The 22,657-nt window shown below is 71.1% G+C and carries 23 protein-coding genes and 2 pseudogenes; 9 read left to right on the forward strand and 16 right to left on the reverse strand.

The genetic code is table 11. The annotated features are described in order from the left end of the window. Nucleotide 1 precedes the first annotated feature (1 nt). The 13 genes from OG622_RS03440 to OG622_RS03500 all read right to left on the reverse strand — a co-directional run bounded on the left by OG622_RS03440 (nt 2) and on the right by OG622_RS03500 (nt 11,013). The gene (locus OG622_RS03440) at nt 2-400 is read right to left on the reverse strand and encodes a hydrogenase maturation nickel metallochaperone HypA (RefSeq protein WP_371573147.1); all 399 of its coding nucleotides are present in this window, start codon (nt 398-400) and stop codon (nt 2-4) included. Between the two features lie 146 nt (nt 401-546). Continuing rightward, nucleotides 547-651, reverse strand: coding sequence for a hypothetical protein (locus tag OG622_RS03445; protein ID WP_371573149.1), 105 nt, complete (start codon nt 649-651; stop codon nt 547-549). Nucleotides 652-662: 11 nt separating this feature from the next. Beyond that, nucleotides 663-1,208 (reverse strand): hydrogenase maturation protease, encoded by a 546-nt coding sequence (locus OG622_RS03450; RefSeq protein ID WP_371573150.1) that lies wholly within the window; start codon nt 1,206-1,208, stop codon nt 663-665. Continuing rightward, a complete protein-coding gene (locus OG622_RS03455; protein ID WP_371573152.1) occupies nt 1,205-2,635 on the reverse strand; it encodes a hypothetical protein in 1,431 nt (476 codons plus the stop codon). Before OG622_RS03455 ends, OG622_RS03450 begins: the two co-directional genes overlap by 4 nt. Further along, nucleotides 2,632-3,324 (reverse strand): DUF6084 family protein, encoded by a 693-nt coding sequence (locus OG622_RS03460; protein ID WP_371573154.1) that lies wholly within the window; start codon nt 3,322-3,324, stop codon nt 2,632-2,634. Before OG622_RS03460 ends, OG622_RS03455 begins: the two co-directional genes overlap by 4 nt. After that, nucleotides 3,321-3,992, reverse strand: coding sequence for a DUF5947 family protein (locus OG622_RS03465; protein ID WP_371573156.1), 672 nt, complete (start codon nt 3,990-3,992; stop codon nt 3,321-3,323). Before OG622_RS03465 ends, OG622_RS03460 begins: the two co-directional genes overlap by 4 nt. After that, a complete protein-coding gene (locus OG622_RS03470) occupies nt 3,989-4,522 on the reverse strand; it encodes a hypothetical protein (protein WP_371573157.1) in 534 nt (177 codons plus the stop codon). The genes OG622_RS03465 and OG622_RS03470 overlap by 4 nt, the downstream gene beginning before the upstream one ends. Beyond that, nucleotides 4,519-6,303: a nickel-dependent hydrogenase large subunit gene (locus OG622_RS03475; RefSeq protein WP_371573159.1), complete on the reverse strand. Its 1,785-nt coding sequence runs from the start codon at nt 6,301-6,303 to the stop codon at nt 4,519-4,521. Before OG622_RS03475 ends, OG622_RS03470 begins: the two co-directional genes overlap by 4 nt. Before the next feature lie 120 nt (nt 6,304-6,423). Then, nucleotides 6,424-7,512 carry a hydrogenase expression protein HypE gene (locus tag OG622_RS03480; protein WP_371573161.1) on the reverse strand — a complete coding sequence of 363 codons (1,089 nt, stop codon included), beginning with the start codon at nt 7,510-7,512 and terminating at the stop codon, nt 6,424-6,426. Nucleotides 7,513-7,650: 138 nt separating this feature from the next. Next, the gene (locus tag OG622_RS03485; protein WP_371583990.1) at nt 7,651-9,399 is read right to left on the reverse strand and encodes a hydrogenase maturation protein; all 1,749 of its coding nucleotides are present in this window, start codon (nt 9,397-9,399) and stop codon (nt 7,651-7,653) included. Between the two features lie 197 nt (nt 9,400-9,596). After that, nucleotides 9,597-9,854: a hypothetical protein gene (locus OG622_RS03490; protein WP_371573163.1), complete on the reverse strand. Its 258-nt coding sequence runs from the start codon at nt 9,852-9,854 to the stop codon at nt 9,597-9,599. Next, nucleotides 9,841-10,155 (reverse strand): DUF6400 family protein, encoded by a 315-nt coding sequence (locus OG622_RS03495; protein WP_371573164.1) that lies wholly within the window; start codon nt 10,153-10,155, stop codon nt 9,841-9,843. The genes OG622_RS03490 and OG622_RS03495 overlap by 14 nt, the downstream gene beginning before the upstream one ends. A 240-nt stretch (nt 10,156-10,395) precedes the next feature. After that, nucleotides 10,396-11,013 carry a TOPRIM nucleotidyl transferase/hydrolase domain-containing protein gene (locus tag OG622_RS03500; RefSeq protein ID WP_371573165.1) on the reverse strand — a complete coding sequence of 206 codons (618 nt, stop codon included), beginning with the start codon at nt 11,011-11,013 and terminating at the stop codon, nt 10,396-10,398. A 345-nt stretch (nt 11,014-11,358) separates the two neighbouring features. On the opposite strand from OG622_RS03500, the pseudogene OG622_RS03505 reads away from it, so the two are divergent. Next, a pseudogene (locus tag OG622_RS03505) lies at nt 11,359-12,368 on the forward strand (questin oxidase family protein). A gap of 225 nt (nt 12,369-12,593) precedes the next feature. Here OG622_RS03505 and OG622_RS03510 read toward each other — a convergent pair. Further along, on the reverse strand, nt 12,594-13,043 hold the full coding sequence (locus OG622_RS03510) for a spore-associated protein (protein ID WP_371573168.1): 450 nt from the start codon (nt 13,041-13,043) through the stop codon (nt 12,594-12,596). Between the two features lie 353 nt (nt 13,044-13,396). Here OG622_RS03510 and modA point away from each other — a divergent pair, with 353 nt between their 5' ends. From modA to OG622_RS03535, 5 genes are all read left to right on the forward strand, one after another. After that, a complete protein-coding gene (gene modA / locus OG622_RS03515) occupies nt 13,397-14,224 on the forward strand; it encodes a molybdate ABC transporter substrate-binding protein (RefSeq protein ID WP_371573170.1) in 828 nt (275 codons plus the stop codon). Next, nucleotides 14,221-15,093 carry a molybdate ABC transporter permease subunit gene (gene modB / locus OG622_RS03520; RefSeq protein ID WP_371573172.1) on the forward strand — a complete coding sequence of 291 codons (873 nt, stop codon included), beginning with the start codon at nt 14,221-14,223 and terminating at the stop codon, nt 15,091-15,093. Before modA ends, modB begins: the two co-directional genes overlap by 4 nt. Then, nucleotides 15,090-16,211 (forward strand): ABC transporter ATP-binding protein, encoded by a 1,122-nt coding sequence (locus tag OG622_RS03525; protein ID WP_371573174.1) that lies wholly within the window; start codon nt 15,090-15,092, stop codon nt 16,209-16,211. The genes modB and OG622_RS03525 overlap by 4 nt, the downstream gene beginning before the upstream one ends. 185 nt (nt 16,212-16,396) lie before the next feature. Then, nucleotides 16,397-16,816, forward strand: a complete 420-nt coding sequence (locus OG622_RS03530; RefSeq protein ID WP_371573176.1) for a molybdopterin-binding protein — start codon at nt 16,397-16,399, stop codon at nt 16,814-16,816. A gap of 147 nt (nt 16,817-16,963) precedes the next feature. Next, nucleotides 16,964-18,169 (forward strand): MFS transporter, encoded by a 1,206-nt coding sequence (locus tag OG622_RS03535; RefSeq protein ID WP_371573178.1) that lies wholly within the window; start codon nt 16,964-16,966, stop codon nt 18,167-18,169. 135 nt (nt 18,170-18,304) lie between these two features. Here the strand turns inward: OG622_RS03535 and OG622_RS03540 are convergent, their stop codons facing one another. After that, on the reverse strand, nt 18,305-19,261 hold the full coding sequence (locus OG622_RS03540) for an ADP-ribosylglycohydrolase family protein (RefSeq protein WP_371573181.1): 957 nt from the start codon (nt 19,259-19,261) through the stop codon (nt 18,305-18,307). 195 nt (nt 19,262-19,456) lie between these two features. Between OG622_RS03540 and OG622_RS03545 the strand changes: the two are divergent. The 3 genes and pseudogenes from OG622_RS03545 to OG622_RS03555 form a co-directional block, all read left to right on the forward strand. Beyond that, nucleotides 19,457-19,720: pseudogene (locus OG622_RS03545) on the forward strand (ATP-binding cassette domain-containing protein); the annotation flags it as partial. 253 nt (nt 19,721-19,973) lie between these two features. After that, nucleotides 19,974-21,083, forward strand: a complete 1,110-nt coding sequence (locus OG622_RS03550) for a hypothetical protein (protein WP_371573182.1) — start codon at nt 19,974-19,976, stop codon at nt 21,081-21,083. A 400-nt stretch (nt 21,084-21,483) separates the two neighbouring features. Beyond that, complete coding sequence (locus OG622_RS03555) at nt 21,484-21,831, forward strand: SCO4225 family membrane protein (protein ID WP_371573184.1); 348 nt, start codon at nt 21,484-21,486, stop codon at nt 21,829-21,831. A gap of 65 nt (nt 21,832-21,896) precedes the next feature. Here the strand turns inward: OG622_RS03555 and OG622_RS03560 are convergent, their stop codons facing one another. Continuing rightward, a complete protein-coding gene (locus OG622_RS03560; protein WP_371573186.1) occupies nt 21,897-22,646 on the reverse strand; it encodes a class I SAM-dependent methyltransferase in 750 nt (249 codons plus the stop codon). Nucleotides 22,647-22,657 lie beyond the last annotated feature (11 nt).

The following is a 22,657-nucleotide window of genomic DNA, read 5'->3' on the forward strand; positions in this document are numbered from 1 at the left end:
TTCAGCGCTCCTCGGAGATCGGTTCGCGGGTGGGCGCGTGCGCGGAGCCGCCGTCCTCCCAGCGCACGTCGACGATCTGCAGTTCCCGGCCCGCGAGCAGGTCGGTACGCGTCCCCCCGCACGCCGGGCAGGTCAGCCGGGGCGGCATGCCGACGGCCCATTCGTGTGCGCAGGGGGTGCAGCGGGCCCGTCCCGGCACCGCTTCGGTGAGCAGTTCGGCGCCTTCCAGCAGGGTTCCGGCGCAGGCCAGTTCGAAGGAGAAGGCGAGCGCGTCGGGTACGACACCGGCGAGTTCGCCCACCTGGAGCCGTACCGAACGCACTGCCGTGATGCCCCCGGCCCGGTCGGCGGCCTCCGCGACCTGGTCGACGACGGCCAGCGCGACGGACATCTCATGCATGGGGTCTCCGTCCTTTTCGCTGCCTGCCTTCCGCCGGGGTTCATTACAGGCGTGCGCACCCGGGTCGCCCGGCCCGGCACGCCGTCACGGGGCGGCAGGTACGCCGTTCGACGCAACCGCGCGGCGCACCAGCCGTCGTCCGTGGTTCACATCCGTCGGATCCGCAGGTAGCGCCTGATGTCCGGCAGCACCTCGGCGGCCACGGCGACCAGGGCGGCCACGGCCGCTCCACCGATGACGATCTTCTTCATCCCGTCTCTCCTCATGTCGAAGCCTCAGCGGTTGAGGCCTGCACCACGGACGGCTCACCGTTCCGCAGCAGCTCTTCGATCAGCCGGACCGCCTCCGGTACCGCGTCGGACACCGGCGTGCTGAGGCCGATGCGCTCGTCCACCGAGGCCGGTTCGCATCCGACGACCAGGACGCGGCGTGGCGGCTCACCGCCGGTCCCGGCGCACAGAGTGCCCAGCAGCGCCAGAACCGTGTCGGGGGTCATCCGGTGGCCGTCCAGGGCGGGGGCGCCCGGCGACGGGTTCGGGCGGTCGACGTCGTGTTCGATGACGTACAGCGTGCCGGGGGCTTCGCCGCGTGCCGTGGCGTCCACGAGGACGAGGGTGTCGTAGCCGTCCAGAAGCTGATACGCGAGGTGCACGCCACGCACCCCGATGTCCACGACCTCGACGTGTCCGGGCAGGTCGCGCTCGGCGAGCCGGCGTGCGGTCTCCACACCGAAGCCGTCGTCGCCGAGGAAGATGTTGCCGATGCCGGCGACGAGAGTCCTGGAGCCCGGCTGCGCAGGGGGGTTCATACGCCGCCCTCCAGCGGTGTGACCTCGTCGGGCTGGAAGTACAGGAAGCGCCCCTGCTCGCGGCGGATGTCGGCGCCCGGGTCGCCCTCCACGGTGACCGCCAGGTGCACCCCGCCGTCGACGTCGTGCAGTACCGCCTCAACTGTGGCGGTGCGGCCCCGCAGGAAGATGTCCTGCGCGTCGGTGCGCCGAAGGCCCGGGTGCAGCTCGACGCGGCTTCCCCGGCCCACCGGCCGTCCGTCCACGACCACACGGTCCTGCGCCGGGTCGAAGCCCGCGTCGCTCGCGGGGTCCCACCAGGGCGTGTCGGGCCGGCCCACCCCGTACTCGTCGGGGAAGCCGTCGGTCGGGGCGGCCGGGCCGGGGCGGGTCACCTCGCGCAGGCTCCGTACCGCTCCGTGCAGCCGCTCCAGCACCTCGGCCGGCATCGAGTCCGCCAGCTCGATCACGGCGGCCGCCCGTTCGTCGGTGCCGCGGGCCTCGCGTTTCTCCTCGTCGGTGAGAGCCGCGGTGCGCAGCGCGAGGATCTCGTCGATCTCCGTGGCGTCGTAGAGCGCGCCGGGGCTCTCCGGGGCGATGGCCGGATGGTCCTCCAGGATGATCGGCGAGGACAGCACGAGGTCGGCACGGCCGGGTTCACCGGCGAGTACGGGCCAGGTGTGCAGGTTGCGGCAGGCGGCGACCGCGCCCTTCGCCCACTCGGGGGGATCGGTCATCGACAGGAACGATCCGGCGCTGAGGGCCATCAGGAGGTGGGTGGCCACCAGGGAGTGCGGCAGTGCCGCTTCCCGGTCGGCGCCGTGTCCCTCGGGCGGTGTCCAGTCGCTGGTGTTCTCGACGACTGCGGTCAGCCGCAGGGTCCGGTAGGGACCGTCGAGTTCGCGGGCGGACAGCCGGACCGTCCCGCTGATCTCCTCGCGCCGCCGGAGCAGTCGGCCGACGGTACGGCCGGCCGCGTCCAGGACGGGTGCGGTGTCCTCCCGGGCCGGGAGCCGGAAGGCATGGGTGACGCCGTCGCCGAGGAGTTCGTCCACCGGCGCGATCACCTCCACACGTTCCTCGATCCCCTCGTCCCAGGGCACCAGCACCCGGTCGTCGAGGTCGAGTTCGGCGACGGTGTCGAAGCCGCCGTCCGGGCGGACCCGCTGCACCGTGCGCCGCCGGGCGTGCAGGAAGCGCACCTCGACCGAGAGGGTCGCGCCCGTTCTCGGTTCCATCAGGCATTCGGTGTGCTGGAAGTCGTGCTCCTCGCACTCGGCGCCCCAGGCGGGCGGCACGAGCACCCCGAACTGCCAGCGCAGCCGGTTCTTGGCCGCCGAGGCGCGGTACGGGTAGAGCACATAGCCCTCGAAGAGGACGGCGTCGGCCACCTGCCGGGCGAGGGCGAACCGCTCCTCGGTCTCGGCGGCGAACGCGGTGACGGTCACGGGTCGGTCCTTCCGGTGGTGCCGGTGAGCGCGCGGAACGGGTCGCTCGCGGGCGGGTCGGCGGCGGCGCTTGCGTCGAGCAGGGCCTTGAGGGTGGCTTCCCAGGAGGGCAGCGCGCGTCGGGAGCGGTAGGCGAGGAGGGCGTCCATGGTGTCGCGGGGCAGCCGGATCCAGCCGCAGCCGGGGAAGTGCTGCTCGACCATCTCCCGCCAGGCGGCGACCGGCATCCGGAACGCCGCCTCCCGGTCCCACGGGACCGGTTCGATCCGGAAGCCGGCGTCGCCGGTGAACGCCGTACCGGAGAAGAGCATCAGCAAGGGGACCTCGCCCTCGGTGAGGGCGTTGAGGTAGCGGGTGGCGGCGATCTCCATGTCGTAGGTGCAGGGCACGACGAGGTCGGTCTCGATCTCCCCGGTGAAGCTCGGAACCATCACCGAGACCTGGGCGAACTGCACGGGCTGGAGACTGCTGCCCCAGCGTGAGCGCTCGCCGAAGAGGTCCGCCAGCCCTTCGGCCTCGGCGGGCTCGTAGCCGCGTCGGGCGGGTTCGATGCGGATCTGGCAGCGCAGCGCGAGTGCGTGCACGCGCGCGTTGTCGGCGGCGGTGACGCGCAGCCGGAAGACGAGGGTCGGTCCGGCGGCGTACCGGTCGGCGCGGACGCCGGTGCAGGCGAAGGAGAACTCCGTCATGGCCGCACCGCCTCGTCCGACGGGCGCGACGAATCGTCCGACGCGCCCCCCGGATCGTCAACGGGCCGGGCGCGGCGCGCGACCTCCGCGAAGAACACGTCCAGGGCAGCGCGTGCCTCGGCTCCGCCGTCGAAGCCCTGCCACAACAGGCGCATGCGGCCGACGAGTTCGTAGCAGATGTCGATCGGTACGAGGTGGGTCTCGCAGCGTCCGCCGGTGCGGCGCAGCAGCAGCGCCTCCACGTCGGGTTCGAGGAGTTCGGCCAGGCGGTTGCCGCCGAGGACGGCCGTCCAGGTGGCCGGTTCGAGTTCGCTCTCGGTGGCTCCGGCCGGGCTCGGGTAGAGGGCGACCAGCCGGTCGAGCGCGGCGTTGCGGAAGAGGAAGGCGACGCCGACCGGGATCTGCAACGCCTCCCACGCGCTGTCGTCGAGGCGGTGTCCGGGGTCGGTGAGGTAGCGGGCCGGGACCGTGCGGAAGCGGCCCGCGGCGGCACCCGGCTGTTCCATCAGCAGAGCGCAGGGGACGCAGGCACAGACGAGGGCGCGTTTCTCGGTGTCGACCAGGTGGCGGTGGTCCTCGGGCACCGCCACCGCGCACAGCTCGCACCGCTCCGGCCGCGGCGGACGTTCTGTCAGGAACCTTCTCAGACCGGCGGTGGCCGCGGTCATCGGGCCCCCGTCGGTGCCGTGCTGATCTGGAGGAGCGTGGGCCCGGCGGGGGTGGTCTGCACGTCGACGGCCCTGACCTCGGGTGCGAAGCAGGCGAGCGCCGCCTCGGCGGCCTGCCGGGCGTCCGCGCCGGAGCCGCAACCGCACCCGCCACCCGCCCGGGCGCGCACCCGCAGCGTGCCGCTCCGCTCGTCGAAGTCCACGACCTCCAGGGTGTGTTCGCGGACGCTGTCGAGAGCGCGGACGATGCGGGTGTCGCGGTCCTCGGGGTGCAGGTCGTGCAGGACGAGCAGGCTCGCGACGAGTTCGTCGGCGAGCAGTCCCGCCGACGGTTCGCCGGGCGCGGAGGACAGCAGTTGGAGGATACGGGCCAGGCCGGCACCGTAGAAGTCCATGAGGGAGCGGACGAGTTCCTCCGCCGCCGTGGCTGCGGCCGGGTCGCCGCTCGTGGCCAGTCGGTCCAGCACCTCCTCGACACGGCGTCCGGTCTGCTCGGCGTCGACGGGCCGGGCCGTCGTCGGCGCGCTCATCCGCCCAGTCCGCTCAGGCCGGTGGGCACGTGCATCGACTTCACTGTCTTGCCGCCGCCGACGTACATGTGGACACCGCAGGGCAGACAGGGGTCGAAGCTGCGGACCGCGCGCATGATGTCGATGCCCTTGAAGTTCTCCGGGGTGTTCTCCTCGAAGATGGGCGTGTTCTGTACGGCGTCCTCGTACGGGCCGGGGGTGCCGAAGCTGTCCCTGGTGCTGGCGTTCCAGGGCGTGGGCGGGTACGGGTGGTAGTTGGCGATCTTGCCGTCGCGGATCACCATGTGGTGGGAGAGGACACCGCGGACCGCCTCGGTGAAGCCGACGCCGATGCTCTCGTCAGGAACCTCGAACTTCTCCCAGGTCTGAGTGCGTCCGGCGCGGACCTCCGCCAGGCCCTTCTCCGCGCAGTGCAGGGCGACGGCGGCGGCGTACGCCTGGAAGTAGGTGCGGGCGCGGTTGCGTTCCAGCGCGTTGGACCACTGCGGGATCTTCCACTCGAAGGTGGTCTCCGGCTTGGTCATCGTGCGGGGCAGGTTGATGACCACGCTGTGGCCGGTGGCCTTGACGTACCCGATGTCGACGAGCCCGGACAGGGCGGTGGACCACAGGCGGGCGATGGGGCCGCCGCCGGTGTCCAGGGCGAGGTGGTCCTTGCCGTCGAACCAGCGGGGTGACATGACCCAGCTGTACTTGTCGTCGAAGTTCCGCTTCTGGGGGGCGGGGATGGTGTGCTGGTTCCACGGGTGGCGCGGGTCCACCGGGTTGCCGAGCGGGTCGTGGGTCACGAACTGCTCCTGGCCCTGCCAGTCCTCGTAGTAGGAGCTGCCCAGCAGGATGCGGATGCCGAGGTTGATCTCGGTGAGGTCGTTGGTGACGAGTTTGCCGTCGACGACGATGCCCGGGGTGACGAACATCTTCCGTCCCCAGTCGGTCATGTTGGCGTAGGTGAAGTCGCAGTACTCGGGGTCGTTGAGCGCGCCCCAGCAGCCGAGCATGACCCGGCGGCGGCCCACCTCCTCGTACCCGGGCAGGGCCTCGTAGAAGAAGTCGAACAGGTCGTCGTGCAGGGGCACGACGCGCTTCATGAACTCCACGTACCGCATCAGGCGGCTCATGTAGTCCGTGAAGAGCTGCACGGAGGCGATGGTGCCGACGCCGCCCGGGTAGAGCGTGGAGGGGTGCACATGGCGACCCTCCATCAGGCAGAACATCTCGCGGGTGTAGCGGCTGACCTGGAGGGCCTCGCGGTAGAACTCGCCCTCCAGGGGGTTCAGCGAGCGCATGATGTCGGCGATGGTGCGGTAACCGTGCTCGGCGGCGTGCGGGGCCTCGGTCCGCTCGGCGAGTTCGAGGACGCCGGGGTTGGTCTCCTTGACCATCTTCTCGCAGTAGTCGACCCCCACCAGGTTCTCCTGGAAGATGTTGTGGTCGAACATGTACTCCGCCGACTCGCCGAGGTTGATGATCCACTCGCCGAGGTGCGGGGGCTTCACTCCGTACGCCATGTTCTGCGCGTACACCGAGCAGGTGGCGTGGTTGTCGCCGCAGATGCCGCAGATGCGGCTGGTGATGAAGTGGGCGTCGCGGGGGTCCTTGCCGCGCATGAAGACGCTGTAGCCGCGGAAGACCGACGACGTGCTGTAGCACTCCGCGACCCGCTTCTGCTTGAAGTCGATCTTCGTGTGGATGCCCAGGCTGCCCACGATCCGGGTGATCGGGTCCCAGGCCATCTCCACCAGGCCACTGCCGTCGCCGGCCGTCTTCGTCTTCGGTGCCATCAGTGTGCGTGCCCTTCGTTGCGTCGTTGCGCGGGAGGTTGGGGTGGGGGTGCGCGAAGCGGGGAGCGGACCACTCGCGGCTGCTTCGACCGCTACGGCCGCTTCGGCCGCTTCGACGGCTCACCACGGGGGCCGGTATCCGGTGGTGATCTTGTCTCCGGTACGGCGCCACTTGGGCTCCTTGTCCACCGTCTTGGCGGTGATCGACCGCAGCCTGCGGACGACGGCGCCGTACGCCCCGCTGGCGTTGCTGGAGAGCTTGGCGCCGGGGGGCTCGTCCATGAACGGCATGAACTTGTCGGGGAACCCGGGCATGGTGCAGGCGATGCAGATGCCGCCGACGTTGGGGCAGCCGCCGATCCCGTTCATCCAGCCGCGCTTGGGCACATTGCACTTGACGACCGGGCCCCAGCAGCCGAGCTTGACCAGGCAGGTCGGCGAGTCGTACGACAGGGCGAACTGGCCCTGTTCGTAGTAGCCCGCGCGGTCGCAGCCCTCGTGCACGGTGGCCCCGAAGAGCCAGGTGGGACGCAGCTTGTCGTCCAGCGGGATCATCGGGGCGGAGCCGGCCGCCTGGTAGAGCAGGTAGGTGAGCGTCTCGGAGAAGTTGTCGGGCTGGATGGGACAGCCCGGGACGCACACGATGGGGATGCCTGCGTGGGACTTCCAGTCCCAGCCGAGGTAGTCCGGCACACCCATCGCACCGGTCGGGTTGCCCGCCATGGCGTGGATGCCGCCGTAGGTGGCGCACGTACCGATGGCGACGACCGCCAGCGCCTTCGGGGCGAGCCGGTCGATCCACTCGCTGGTGGTGATCGGCTGGCCGGTCTCCGGGTTGTCGCCGAAGCCGCACCAGTAGCCCTCGGGCTTGATCGACTCGTTGGGGATGGAGCCCTCGACGACCAGGACGAACGGATCGATCTCGCCCCGTTCCCCCTTGAAGAACCACTCGATGAACGTGTCCGAGCCGCCGACGGGCCCGCACTCGAAGTCGATGAGCGGCCAGTGGACGGCGATCTTCGGAAGGCCGGGCAGCACACCGAGCACGATCTCCTCGATGCTGGGCTGCATGGCCGCCGTCAACGCGACCGAGTCACCGTCGCAGCTCAGGCCCGCGTTGATCCAGAGAATGTGGATCGTGGGTGTCTCGTCGGCGGGCGCGCCGCCTGCGTTCGCGGCATCGACTGTTCCCGGCGTCGCCTCAGTCATGGGACCGCCTCCTGGGGAGGTAAGGGATGAAATCCTTTATTTCGACCGTCGCTCTTCTTCGTATCAGCCGTTCGGCCGTGATGAGACGTCATCGAGGGCCGTTCCGGTGACGCCGGCGGCCCAGCGGATCGGCCCGGTTCACGCAACCGGGACAGGACCGAGGTGCGGCGGGGTGCATGTCGGCCGCTCCTTGTGGACGAAGGAGCGGCGCAGCGCGTGGTACGGGGCGTCGGGGTCGTCGAAGGTCCGGCGCATCCGGGCCAGCTCCTGTGCCCGGAAGCCGGCCAGCGGGGTCGCGCTCTCCAGCCGGTCCAGCTCCGTCTTCTTCACGGTGATCCGCGACGCCGTGGCCGGAAGCGCCGCCAGACGCGCCGCCAGGCCGCCGACCTCCCGTGCGAACGCGTCAGGGCCGCAGTCGAGCACCCGGTCGGCGAGCCCGAGGCGCAGCGCGCTCGCCGAGCTCACCGGCAGCGCCTCACGCATCAGCCGCTCCGCCGTCGCGGGACCCACCCTGCGCGGCAGCGTGTGCGTCCAGTACTCCGAGCCGTACAGACCCATCAGACGGTAGTGGGGGTTCAGCACGGCCCCCGAGCGGCACCACACCTCGTCGGCCGCCAGCGCGAGCATCACTCCGCCGGCCGCGGCGTTGCCCGCGATCGCCGCGACCACCAGCCGGTCCGTCGTCGTCAGGACCGCCTCGACCAGATCGTCGATGGCGTCGATGTTCGCCCAGGACTCGGCGGCGGGGTCGTCGGCGGCCTCGATGACGTTGAGGTGGATCCCGTTGGAGAAGAAGTCCCGTTCGCCGCCCAGCACCAGCACCGAGGTGGGCCGCGCGCACGCTTCCCGGTAGGCGTCCAGCAGTCGGCCGCACTGTTCCGTGCTCATGGCGCCGCCGGGGAAGGAGAACGAGAGGAAGCCGACGTTCCCGTCCTCCCGGTAGCGGATGTCCGCCCAGGTCCGGTGCCGCGTCTCGGGCAGGCGGGGCAGGGTGTGCTCGGGCAGCGGCGGCAGTCGGTCGCCCAGGGCCGACACGGCAGGGAGCTTGAACGTGGGCGGCTGCCCCGGGCCGCGCCGGGGCCGCAGCTCCGGGATCCACACGGCGCCGTCCCTGGTGGCCCGGCACACCGCCCCGGCCCGGGTGGCCAGCAGCCCGCCCGGACGGCCGCGCAGCACGCTCTCGGGGTGACCGCCGTGCAGATACCACTCACCGCCGCACAGCACGTCCAGCACACCGGGCTGCGAGTCGGCCGCCCTCAGCTTGCGCAGGACGTCCTGGGTGGAGTCCTCGGCCCAGTCGATCCGCCGGACGCTCTGATCGAGGTACGGACGCGTGCGCGGGCGTGGGACGCCGTCGGACTCACCGGCGTAGGCGTCGGACTCGTCGGCGTAGGCCGTGCCTGCCGCGTCCTGTCGACAGGGCGCGTAGGTGCCCCCGGCGAAGCGCTCCACCGCGAGCAGGACCGCCTCGATCGCGGCGTCGGCGATCTCGCCCCGGTACAGCTCGCTCTTGCCCACCTGAGGAAGCCGGCACGCCACGGAGGCCCATACGTCACCGGCGTCCATCTCCCCGTCGGCCTGCAGGACGGTGACACCCCACTCTTCGACGCCCTCGTGGATCGCCCAGTCCAGGGAGGACGGTCCCCGGTCGCCCACGGGTCCGGGGTGGACGACGAGGCAGGTGTACGCCGACCACACCTCCTCGGGGATGGCCGTCCTCAGCATCGGCGCCACGACGAGCTGGGGTGCGTGCCGCCGCACGGCAGCCGACAACGGACTGCCCGGCAGGGCCAGTTCGACCGCCACGGTGTGGCCGTGGTCGCGCAGCTCGGCGTGGGTGCGCTGGGTGAGACTGTTGAACGCGCTGGCTAGGAGCAGGATGTGCACGGCTGCCTCCGGGCGGGCGAACGGCAGGCAGGGATGACCGCCGACCGCGATCCTCGGCCATGGCGTCCCGCCGCCCCCGGCGGCAGACGGAGAGGTCATCCGAAAGCGGGCGCCCATCGGCCGTCCGGCCTCACCGGACCTCGCCCGCGACGGCACCCGCCGTCCCGGCTCACCTCGCGGTCAGCCCCGGCACACGATCAACGTCGGCGCAGGCCGCTGGTGATGCGCTCCCACGGGGACCGGGTGGCACCGAAGTGGGTCTCGTGGGTCCAGATGTGGGTGCACGACCGGCACTGCAGATGGAGCAGGCTGCCGACATTGGAGAGCAGATAGCGCCAGTGCTCGGAGCAGGTACGGCCCTGCTCGCAGGTGGCGCACCCGCGCCGGTCGTCGCAGTTCGGGCAAGCCACCCAGGCGCGACGCCCGACGTCGGCCTGCGGGTCAAGCGGCAGCACGGCCGCCGCCTCCCCTCGAAAGCACACCGGCCGAGACCAGCTCGTCGTACACGCGCTGCTGCTCCGCGTCGAGACCGGAATACAGCAGCGCGTATGCCGCTTCCTCGCCGCGCAGCGCGGCCACGGGGTCCCAGTCGGCGCCGAGGGCGTCCAGGACATGAGCGCGCCGGAGCAGTTCGTGTGCACTCAGATCGACGTCGAAATCGATCATCGGGGAGGCATCAGGACGGTCGGCGGCAGGATCGCTCGCTGCGACGGGTTCGTCCGGTTCGCCGGGAAGGGCGCGGCCATGGTGGGACATGCGACCGAACGTAGGTAAGCGTTCCTGGCCCCGGCAAGAGCAGGTGGTCGAAGTCACACCCGCTGTCCATCATGCGCGAGGACGTCGGCAGCGAGCATGCGCATCCGCTCCCTCGCGGCCTGCCCGTTCGGTCCTCTCGGCCTCTTCGTCGAGTTGTCGGGTGGCATTGCTTGCCCACCGCGGCAGTTCGTGGCCGTGCGGGGGCGGCACAGGGGCGTACCTGCCGGCGGGGAGCGCCCCTCACAGGCCGGCGAAGAGGTCGTCCAGCGGGGCGGGCACCTGGTCGGGGGCGAGGGCTTCGACCAGGAGGCGGCCGTACCGGATCTTGCGGCCCTTCTTCGTGCCGAGGAAGCGCCGCAGCTGCTGGTGCCGGGGCCGGCCGTGCTGGGCGGGCTGCCGTAGGAAGGTCTGCCAGGGCCGCAGCTCGTCCTCGGCCTGGATGATCTGCTCGATCCGCGCCGTGCCCAGGGCGCGGATCAGCTCGTCCTCCAGATCCGCCGCGCAGACGAAGTGGCTCGGGCGCGGTGCCCAGGCCGGGTCGAGGCCCCGGTCGAAGAAGGGCTTCTCCCGCTCGTCGCACAGACCGAGCAGGCGCAGGCCGAGACCGGGCGGCCCGAGGAGCCCCGCGTAGCGGCCGACACTCATCGCCCCGCCCATGGACACCACACACACTCCCTCGCCCGCCAGGTCACGGCCCCGCTCCGCGGCCAGCGCCTCGACGGCCGCGAGGTCGCTCAGCCCTTCCAGCAGGACCGCCGTGTGCACCCCCAGAAGCTCCGCCAGCTCCCTCGCCGGCCGACCGGAGCCACCAGCCGCCCAGCCTGTGACCTCGTCGCGGAACATGCGCATGTCGACCATGCCAGGAGTCTGCTACGTCCACCGACGGCGGCGCACGCGATATTCGGCGGTGCGACCACGCAGGCACGTCGTCGCACCGCACCGGTGCGCCGGCCCGGCTGGATCCCCTGGCCGCGTCCGCGCCGCTCGGCCGCACATGAAGGCCACCCTGACCACGGAGGTGGTTCGGACCGCGGCCGAAGACGCGGCGAACCCGGGCCGGCCCCGGCCCTTCCCGTCAACTGCGGCCTGGCGGCGGATACTTGTTCGGCCGCTGGGCCTAGGTCCGGCCCTAGGCCTGACCTAGGCCTGACCTAGGCCTTCAGCCTGTTACGCCGCCGTGGCGCCTCGCCTACCGTCCTCGCCATGGATACGACGGGCATTCTCGACGAGGCGCTTCAGAGACTGCACAGCTCGGGGCGGAGCGGTTCGGGCGGCTCACCAATCACGCGCCGATGGCGGTCGAGGCCCTGGCCGCGCACGGTCGAGCCGGTTCGGTGCACCGGTGGCTCGACCTGTACGCGCACAAGCTTGAGGAGTTCCCGTCCGGCGTCGAGCCGGTCACGGACGCCAACTGGCGCTCGGCCCGCGGCGACGCGCGACGCGCCGCCGACTGGATCACCTACTTCGGCCATGAGATCGCCGATCGTTCCTGGCGTGATGTGCTGACCGAGTGGTGGCCCCGTCTTCTGCCCGGCCTGTACGGCGGCTCGACGCACCCGGTGATCAGGGTGGGCCACGCTGTGCGCACTCTTCTGGCCGGTTCGGACACCGAGCCACGCCAGGTCGAACTCGCTCATGGTCTCGGCTATTGGGCCGCCCGTTATCACTCCGTCACGGGGGTCGCTCCGCTGCCCGGCGCCGACGGGGCGGCCGCGGCTCTCGACGAGGTGACACCCATCGCCGAACGGGAAGGCGGTTTCGCCGCCCGGCTCGGCCGCGTCACGGGCCTGCCGGTGTGGGCGCCCGCGATCACGGACGCGGATGAGGCTCGGCGCCACCTCAGCGAACTGGTGCGGGCGGCCACCCACCGATACGCCACCCACGGCCATGGTGAGGAGACCATGCTGGTCCACGCGGCAACGGCCCCCAACGCCGTCCTGCGCGCCCTTCCCGCACTCCCGCGAGCCCTGTGGGTGCCGAGCCTGCGGGCGGCCTGGACGGCATCCGCGGCAGTGACCGCGATGTACGCGCCCCACGCGCCGGTCGCCTACACCCCGCCAGGCGCCTTCGCACCGGAAGAAGTCTTCGAACGAGCCCTGGCGCACGGTGACGAACATGTCATCAAACTGACCGACACGGCCCTCGACGTCGGCGACGAACGGGCGCTGGCGGCGGCTCTACGCTCCATCGAGCTGAGCGAACCGCTGACCTGACCACTGCCGCAGATTCCCGGTTCGCGGCCACGAGTCCGGCCTCACGGCCGGGCTCGTGAGGCCGCGAAGGGGCCCCGCATTGTCAGCGGCAGGCCGGCCGCACCGTGAGATCCCGCGCCGCCTGCGGCTCGTGAACGCCTTCCCGACGGCCGTCAGCGGCAAGGCCGCGATGTCGGACCACGGGAGGCGGCGGCGCGGGAACTCGCGGCCGGTTGATCAGCCGGGTCAGCGGACTTCAGTGACCCGGTGCTCCTTCAGGGAGGCGCAGTTGGAGTTCTCCACCGACACGTACACGTTGGCGATGCTGCCGCCCCAGCTCACGCAGTAGCCCTTCCCGTAGACGTAGGCCGGCCCCGCGTACGACGAGAAGGTCCCGTCGTCCCCGGCGAACTCGTCGGTGGCGGGGACATAGATGTACGTGGACATGTTCTTGAGCGTGCCCGGGTTGGCGCGGATCGTCGCGACGCAGTTCTTGCCGTTCTTGGAGTTGTACGTCAGGTAGACAGTGCCCAACGAACCGACGGGCGCCGAGTTCACGGTCTTGTAGGCGCTGCCGCAGACGCTCTGCGGGGTGACGTTGGGTGCGGCTGATGCGGTCGTGCCGAACGCGGTGCCGGCGCCCACGGCCAGTGCCGCTAACGCCCCGACGGTCGCCACATTACGTATGTTCCTCATATTTCCCCCTTGGGTCTATGAGAGCTCTTTGCTCCCACTTGATGTGACCTTCGAGGGGCATGGATGGTTGCACCGGGTTCGCGCATAAATTTCGGGTGCCCCTGTCCGAACCGTCCGGGCCGATGGGGCTTCAGCTCCGGCAGCCACGTCAGGCTTAAACGCACATGCCACCCGAGCAGATCCTCAGACCGGCTCATGCGAAGCTATAGGTGCCACTATCCTTGCATCTGCGGCAGCATTATCTCCGGCGGCTGTCGTGATCAAGTCGTACGACGTGATCGTCGGGAGACCGTGGACGGTCCGCCAGGACAGCAGTGATCGTGTCCGTCAGGACCAGAGGGAGTGGACCCGTGATGACCCGTACCACGCACCGGAACCGGCGACCGATACGGCTGGCCGCCCTGGGCGCCACCGCTCTGTTGGCCCTGAGTGCCTGCTCGTCGTCCGGCGACTCCTCGTCGGCGAAGCCGGACTCCTCCGTGTCCGCCTCGTCGTCGGACGAGTTGTCCGGCACGGTGACGGTGTTCGCCGCCGCGTCGCTGAAGGAGAGCTTCACGGCGCTGGGGAAGCGGTTCGAGGAAGAGCGCCCCGGTACGAAGGTCACCTTCAGCTTCGGCGGCAGCGACTCCCTCGCCGCGAGCATCACCGGCGGTGCTCCCGCCGACGTGTTCGCCTCGGCCAGCCCCAAGACGATGGCGATCGTGACGGACGCGGGGGACGCGTCGGGGACACCCGCCACCTTCGTCCGCAACCGGCTGGAGATCGCGACCCTGCCGGGCAACCCCGACAAGATCGCCTCCCTCAAGAACCTCACCAAGTCCGGGCTGAAGGTCGTGCTGTGCGACAAGGAGGTGCCCTGTGGCGCCGCCGCCCAGAAGGCCCTGGACGCCGGCAAGCTGAAGCTCACCCCCGTCTCCTACGAGCAGGACGTCAAGGCCGCTCTGACGAAGGTCGAGCTGAAGGAGGCGGACGCCGCCGTCGTCTACAGGACCGATGTGCGCGCGGCGGGTGACAAGGTGGAGGGCGTGGAGTTCCCCGAGTCCGCCGACGCCGTCAACGACTACCCGATCGTCCGGCTCAAGGTCGCCCAGAACGCCGAGGCGGCCGAGGCGTTCATCGAACTGGTGCAGTCCGCCGGGGGCCAGCAGGTACTGACCGAGGCCGGGTTCCTCAAGCCGTGACCCTCCCGACCGACAAGTCCGACGCCGCGGCCGACACCCGCCCGAGTGGGTTGCGGCGTCGGCGCGCCCGGACAGGCGGGCGCGGCGTCGGCCGGGGCGTGCCCCTGCCGCTGCTGGTGCCCGCGCTGCTCGGCCTGGCGTTCCTGATCGTGCCGCTGGTCGCGCTGCTCGTACGGGCCCCGTGGCGCAGCCTGCCCGAGCTGTTGACCAGCTCCGAGGTGTGGCAGGCGCTCCAGCTGTCCCTGGTCTGCGCCACCGCCGCCACCGCGGTGAGCCTGGTCATCGGCGTGCCGCTGGCCTGGCTGCTGGCCCGCGTCGAGTTCCCCGGACGCGGCCTCGTCCGTGCCCTGGTCACCCTGCCGCTGGTCCTGCCGCCGGTGGTCGGCGGTGTGGCACTGCTGATGGCGCTCGGCCGCAACGGCATCGTCGGCAGGTCGCTGGACTCCTGGTTCGGGATCACGCTGCCGTTCACCACGGCGGGGGTCGTGGTCGCGGAGGCGTTCGTGGCGATGCCGTTCCTGGTCATCAGCGTCGAGGGCACCCTGCGGGCCGCCGACCCGCGTTTCGAGGAGGCTGCCGCCACGCTCGGCGCCTCCCGCTTCACCGCCTTCCGCCGGGTCACGCTCCCCCTGATCGCCCCGGGCATCGCGGCCGGCGCCGTGCTGGCCTGGGCGCGGGCGCTGGGTGAGTTCGGTGCGACGATCACCTTCGCGGGAAACTTCCCGGGCCGTACCCAGACCATGCCGCTGGCCGTCTATCTGGCTCTGCAGAGCGACCCGGAGGCCGCCATCGCCCTCAGCCTGGTGCTGCTCGCCGTGTCCATCGCGGTGCTGGCGGGCCTGCGCGACCGTTGGATGACAGCAGGATGACCGAGCCCCGATCCAGCAGAACGACCGGGCCCCGTCACGCCGCTGACGCCGCCCATGACGTCCGTGCCGACACCTCCGAGGAGGGCCTCGACGCCCACCTCGTCGTCGAGCGCGGCACCTTCCGTCTCGACGTGACGCTGAGCGTCGCGCCCGGCGAAGTCGTCGCCCTGCTCGGCCCGAACGGCGCGGGAAAGACCACGGCCCTGCGCACGCTGGCCGGCCTGACCCCGCTCTCCGGCGGCCGTCTGCGGCTGGACGGCACGGCGTTGGAGCGTACGCCGCCGGAGTCCCGCCCGGTAGGCGTCGTCTTCCAGGACTACCTGCTCTTTCCCCACCTGACCGCCCTGGACAACGTGGCCTTCGGACCGCGCTGCCACGGCGCCACCAAGGCGGAAGCCCGCGCCCAGGCCGCCGAATGGCTCGACCGGCTGGGGCTCGCGGATCACGCCGGCGCCAAGCCGCGCAAACTGTCCGGCGGTCAGGCCCAGCGTGTCGCCCTGGCCCGCGCTCTGGCCACCCGCCCCCGCCTGCTGCTCCTGGACGAGCCACTGGCGGCGCTGGACGCCCGCACCCGCCTGGATGTCCGCGCCCAACTCCGGCGGCATCTGGCCGAGTTCGAGGCCGTCGCCGTCCTGGTCACGCACGATCCGCTGGACGCCATGGTGCTGGCCGACCGGCTGGTCGTCGTCGAGGACGGCCGGGTCGTCCAGGAAGGCTCCCCGTCCGACATCGCCCGCCATCCCCGTACGGACTACATCGCCCAGTTGGTCGGCCTGAACCTCTACCGGGGCGAGGCCGACGGCCACACCGTACGTCTCGACGTCGGCCCGCTCATCACCACCACGGAGGTGCTGTCAGGCCCGGTCTTCGTGGCGTTCCCGCCGAGCGCGGTCACCCTCCACCGGGACCGTCCGACCGGCGTCAGCGCCCGCAACCTCTGGCGTTGCGAGGTCGCGGGCCTGGAGACACACGGCGACCAGATCCGCGCCGACCTCACGGGAGAGCTTCCGCTCGCGGCGGACCTGACCACGGTCGCCGCCGCCGAACTCGGCCTCCACCCGGGCTCGGAGGTCTGGGCGGCGGTGAAGGCGACGCAGACCCACGCCTACCCCGTCTGAGAACGCGCACGGGCGGGGCAGGGCCGCGTCCGCGGTTCGAAGCGACCGCCCGCCTGGCTCATCGCGGATGTGAGCGGCAGCGGACCATTGACGCCCGGCCCGACTACCGTGACCCGCACATAAGGGATACAGATGACATGAGTGAGCAAGAACGGCACATCACCCCTTTCCTGTGAGGCGTTCCCATGAGCCTGAGCATCCGCAACCAGATCCCCGGCACCGTCGTCTCCGTCACTTCCGGCGAGGCCATGGCCACGGTCAAGGTCCGCCTCGACGGCGGCCAGGACCTCACCTCGGCGATCACCCTGGACGCCGTCAGGGAGCTGGGCCTCGCCGAGGGCTCCGCCGTGAGCGCCCTGGTCAAATCCACGGAGGTCTCGCTCGCGACCGGCTCCGTGGAGGGCCTGTCCATCCGCAACCGGCTGCCCGGCACGGTGAGCGACATCGCCACCGGCGCCGCGATGGCCTCCGTCAAGGTCACCGTCGACGGCGGAGAACTGACCGCCGCCATCACCAAGGACGCCGTCAGCGACCTCGGCCTGACCGTCGGAACGCCCGTCACCGCGCTGATCAAGTCGACCGAGGTCTCCCTCGCCACCGTGTGACTCGGCGCCGGGACCGGCCGTCACCACGACGCGGCCAGTCGGTCGGTCCGCAATGTTCCGCTCGCTTCCTGGCCGGCCACCGCCGAACCCGACGTACGGAAGGGCACCAGGGCGCGTGCGGCGGCGGGCGAGGTTACCTTCAGCGGTATGGACGGTGATCTTGGACGCTGGCGCCGGTGCATGCTCGGCGGGGCGGTGTTCGCCGTATGCATGGCCGGCACGACCCTGCCGACTCCCCTCTACGGCCTCTACCAGGAGAAGTTCGGTTTCTCCGAGCTGACGGTCACCGTCGTCTACGCCGTCTACGCCTTCGGAGTCATCGGGGTGTTGCTGCTGGCGGGCAACGTCTCGGACTCCGTGGGCAGGCGCCCGGTGCTGCTGTGGGGCCTGGGATTCGCGGCCGCGAGTGCCGTCTGCTTCCTGTGCGCCACCGCGCTGGGCTGGCTGTACGCGGGGCGGTTGCTGTCGGGGCTGTCCGCCGGCCTGTTCACCGGGGCTGCCACGGCCTACGTGATGGAGTTGGCACCGCGTGGCGGTGCCTCGCGGGCCACGTTCGTGGCGACCGCCGCGAACATGGGCGGCCTCGGCTGCGGTCCGCTGCTCGCCGGGGTGCTCGCGCAGTACGCCGACTGGCCGCTGTACCTGCCGTTCGCCGTCCATCTCGCCCTGGTCGCCTGCTCGGCCGCCGTCCTGCTGCGGCTTCCGGAGACCGTGCGGGGGCGCCGACCGCTGAGCACCGTACGACCGCAGCGGCCCAGCCTGCCCCCGCAGGTGCGGGTGGTCTTCGGGCCGGCGGCTGCCGCTTCCTTCGTGGGGTTCGCGCTGTTCGGGGTGTTCACGTCGGTCAGCCCGGCCTTCCTCGCCCAGTCCCTGGACGTCCACAACCACGCGGTGAGCGGGCTGGTCGTCGCACTTGCCTTCTTCTCCTCGACCGCCGGGCAGCTGGCAGTCGGCCGGGTCGGCATGGGCCGGTCGCTGCCCCTGGGCTGCGTCGGGCTCCTGGCGGGGCTGGCGCTGCTGGCCGGCGCGCTGCGATGGGACCTGCTGCCATTGGTGGTGCTGAGCGCCGTCGTCGGCGGGGCCGGGCAGGGGCTGGCGTTTCGGGGGGCACTGTCCGCCGTGGCCGCGGCGTCCGAGGCGGACCGGCGGGCGGCCGTGATCTCGGCGCTGTTCGTGGTGGCCTACACGGGTATCTCGGTACCGGTCATCGGCGTGGGGCTACTGGCGGAACCGCTCGGCCTGGAGGGCGCCGGGTTGGTGTTCATCGCTTGCATGGCTCTCCTGGTGTCAATCGCAGGCGTCTACCTGATGCGGCGACCGGTACCAACGACGGAGGCCGACAGGGTGCCCTGACCGCGCGTCCGGTCCGCTGACGTCCCCCGTCGCGGACTCGGTCGCTGGATGAACGACACCGCGGCTTTGCCGTGCACCGGGCCTGCCGTGGTCCCCGCACGACAAGCACCGGTGACCTCGTCGTCGGTGAACGCGTCACCCGCCGACGGTCCCGACCTGCTCAGCGCCGTTTCGGACCACCGTAGGGGCTTTCCAGCGGCTCCAAGCGGGGATGTCCTCTCGGGCTTCGCGCCACGCCGTTGGCAGCCCACCGGTGCCGGTGCGGGACGCGACGACGCCTCCCGCGATCGCGCAGGTGGTGTCGCGGTCGCCCCACCCGGCAACGGTCTGCCACAGTGCCTCGCCCAGGTCGTTCAGATGTCCCGCGGCGGACCACAGGGCGAACGGGACCGTGTCCGGAGCCGAGATCAGCGTCCCCGAGCCCAGTACGGACGCCGCGTGACGAACCGACGTACGGTCGGAGAAGTTCGCGGCCACCAGCAGCCGGGAACGGACGTCACTGTCCGGCACATGGTCGGCGACCTCACGCAGGAACTCCGAGCGTGGCGGGGCGTCCGCACTTTCGTCGGCGGCTGCCAGCGCCGCGGCGACCGCTACGGCCACAGCGCCGGCGACGGCCTCGGGATGAGCGTGCGTGGTCCGCGCGGACAGCCGGGCCTGCTCGCGGGCAGCCGGCAGATCGTCCCGGAACCAGGCTCCGAGGGGAGCGACCCGCATGGCGGCGCCGTTTCCGTGGGAACCCTGTCCCGCGAACTGCGCCGTGGTGATGGCCCGCCAGTCACCGCCCTCGCGAATGCTCCGGAGCACACCGTGCATCGACGGCCCGTATTTACGCCCCGGGTCCCGGTCGTACTCGGCGGCGAACTCATCCGCCAAACCGTCCGGGCGGATCTCACCATGGGTCATCAGGTGCGCGAACAGGACGAAGGCCATGGCGGAGTCGTCCGTCCACGGCCACGGCTGCGGACGCGGCTCCCGGGCAGCCCACTGCTCCTCGGCGTTCTCGTCGGAGCGCGTGAACCAGCTGTCGCCGAAGGCGTCGCCCATCACGAGGCCGTCCAGGCTGGCGTGTGCGCGCTGCGGGCTGGTCATCGGAAAGCTCCTCTGAGCGATGGGGTGGCCAGCGCATTCTCGTCGCAGACCAGCCACGCACGCGACTGTATTGCCGACCGCCGGCGAAGCCTCGACGGGCGGTGGCCAGCAGCTCGGGCGGCTCGCGCGATGTCTGACTCGGGGCCGAAGCTGTTCCAGGTCGTGCACGGCCGCCGGGCGGACGCGGGGGCGGCCATGGAACCGGCCGGGCGGCGGCCCAAGGGGACGTCGGCCGGACACTGTCTCCGGTCGTCGACCGCCATCTCAGCCATCGGTCTGCGCAAGTCGTACGGCGACAAGACCATCCTCGACGGTATCGATCTACGCATCCCGACCGGGTCCGTGTTCGCGCTGCTCGGGCCGAACGGCGCCGGGAAGACCACCGCCGTGAAGATCCTTTCCACGCTCATCGGCGCCGTCGGCGGGCAGGCCCAGGTCGGTGCCGTTGTGGCCGATCCCACCGAAGTAGCCGGGACGACCGCGCCACCTGCCTCCCACGGTTCGTCCCGCCCGAGGGCGGCGTACTCCGACACGTCCACGTCGGTGTACGCCGCCCCGTCGGCGTTCCTCCTGCTGCGCGCGTCCCTGTCGGCGCCGTTCGGCATGCTTTGTCACGTGCGTGGCTAGAACTTTGAGGTTCGCTGATTCACGGTGGTTCCTCCTATCCGCCCGACCCGCCTGGAGGGATCCAGCAGTGAGACGAAGGCGATTTGTGGCAGGAACGATCGGCGCGGTTTCGGGGGTCGCGCTCGGCCCGAAGCCGTCCCGGGCCGATGTGCCCGCACCCTCTAGGCAAGGCTGGCAGGCCGTGCCGGCACCCGGCAGCACTCCCGCCGCACAACTGCGCAGTATCGCCGCCGCCGGGCCCCGACTGGCCTGGGCCGTAGGCGAGGAGAGCCTTGCCCCGCAGTCCCAGCAGAGGGCGCTGGCCATGCTGTGGAACGGCAGCGTCTGGACCAAGACCGACCTGTCGCATCTCGGCCACACGCGGTTGAGCGACGTCGCCGGCGTCTGCTCGGCCGCGGCGTGGAGTGTGGGCCAGCCTGTGGGAAGCGGCAGCCCCCTGCTGCGCTGGGACGGGACCACCTGGCGCGAAGCCGACTTCCCGGGCAGGGGCGAGCCGGACGTTCGGCTCAACTCGGTGGCGGTCGGCCCCGACCGACAGGTATGGATCTGCGGCAGCCGAGGCGGCGCGGCCCGTCTGCTGCATGGCAACGGTCGACGGTGGCGATGGGTGGACCCGCTGCCCGTCGCGAGCGTGTATCTCTACCGGGTCGTGGTGCGCTCGCCGGGCGAAGTCTGGGTGAGCGGAGACCAGTCGAACGGTGGAGGCTGGTCCGGACTGGTGGCCCGCTGGGACGGGAAGTGGACGGTCCTCCCTCCGATCGCGGGTCTGCGTCTGGGCATCGCCGATCTGCACTCGGCCGGTCCGGACGACGTATGGGCGGTGGGCACCGAGGCCGGTGCGGGCGGGCCAGTGGGCCGGCCCGGCAACCCCGCACTGAGCCACTGGGACGGCACGGCCTGGACCCGGTTGGAACCGGGCTTCACACTCGGGTCGTTGACCGCGATCGCGGGCGACGCGCGGGGCCGCGCGGCATGGATATCGGGCTGGAACTTCCAGGACCAGAGCCGCAGTACGTACCTACGCCGGGACGGCGAGACCTGGACCGTCGTCCGGGGCCCGGCAGGCACGGCTCCGGCGCCGTATCTCAACGACGTGACGTCCGTTCCCGGCACCACCGGATTCTGGTCGGTGGGCATGACCCGTCCCGCCCCCTATCCCCCGACCGAGGCGTACGCCGAACACCTGCAAGCCTGACGCGCATCCGACACAGAGCTGGGCTCGAAGCGCGACCCTCGTGGGTCGACCGCGACATGACCGACCGTCCGGGCCCAGCGCCGGCCGCGTGGCGTTGGTCGCCGGTGACCTCTCGCCGACGACCGGCGCACGGCCGCACGGCCGTCCAGCCGCCCCGGCCATCGCCGACCCACTCACCGCCCGACTCCAGCACGCATACATCACCGTGCGAGCACCTCCGTGCTCTGGCAGGCCACCAGGCGCCATTGCTCAGGCGTCCTGATCGCATGGCGACCACACGACACACGTCCAATCGCGCAGCCACATATAGGTACGCGTACTCAGGTGCAGGCCGCTCTTCAACGACATCGTTGACCTCAACAGGCCGGACAACACCGTGTCGTATCAAAGGAGTTCAGAAATGGCCGCCTCCTCGCGCGCCCTGTCCCAGACCCTTCGCCACCACTTGGTGAACCCCGTTGCCCTTGGCTATCTGGCGGTCGTGGCCGCCGTCGGCGTCTGGGTCGGGGTGGACGCCCTCTTCGTCGAGCACGCGGACGCCGGTTTCGCGGGGATCTGGCTCTTCGTCGTCACCGCCCCGACGTCGTTTCTCTTCACGGCCCTCCCCGGTGCGCTGCCCTTCGTGGGGGTCGCCGTCGGAGCCGCTGCCCAGGCGTTCGTACTCGGCGGCGCGTACCGCTGGTTCCTCCACCGGCCCACGCACCGCCACGCACGGCGCGACGCCGGTCTCGGCAACGGCAACGCCTGACACGGTCGGATGGACCTCCGCACAATGGGCTTCGGCACAGCTTTCGGACCTCCTCAGAGGCGACGTCAGATGGCTTGGAGCCGGAAGTGCAGTAGGTCGGTGACGTCGGCAGAAGCCGGCTTGCCATCCGAATCGGTGACCGCGGTCACGGTCAGGCCGGCGGTCGTGACCAGCTTCTCGAAGTGGTCCCGGGGGTACCAATGCATGATCCACGGGCGTTCCACGATGGTGTTGTCCGAGCCGTGGTGCCGTTCGTAGCGAAGAAGCGTCGTCTGTGTCCGGGCTGTCTCGTCGCGTTGCTCGGCTACGACGGATACCCGGAGCTCGGCGCCGTCGGCTGCGGTGGCCGTGCGCACCTGGCCGATCTGTTCGGCAGGGGTCGGTGCGGGAGTGAACAGGGGGACAAGAGCGGTGCCGCCCTCCGCCAGATGAGCTTGGATGCCGTGCAGGGCGGCGAGCGCTGTGGCGTCATCGGGGAGCAGGGTGAAGGTCGGCCCGGCGAGAAAGATCGCCCGGTAGCGGCGGGGCAGATTCAAAGCCTCCATCCGCTGGTGGAACACGGTGGCACGAATGTCTTGTTCGTCTGCCCGGCACCGGAGCCGCTCCAGCATGTCGGCGGAGGAGTCGACGCCGTCGACGTCCAGACCACGCCGGCGCAGTTCGAGCAGGGGATCACCGTCTCCGCACCCCAGCTCCAGTGCCGGCATGCCGGCTTCCTGGATGAAGTCTGCGTAGGGTTCGGGGTCTTGGGAGTAGGACTTCAGCGGTCCGTAGAGTTCCGCGACGATCCCGGTGTAGAAGTCAGCTGGGTTCACGCTGGTCACCC

The sequence above is a fragment of the Streptomyces sp. NBC_01314 genome (assembly GCF_041435215.1).
Taxonomy (GTDB): domain Bacteria; phylum Actinomycetota; class Actinomycetes; order Streptomycetales; family Streptomycetaceae; genus Streptomyces.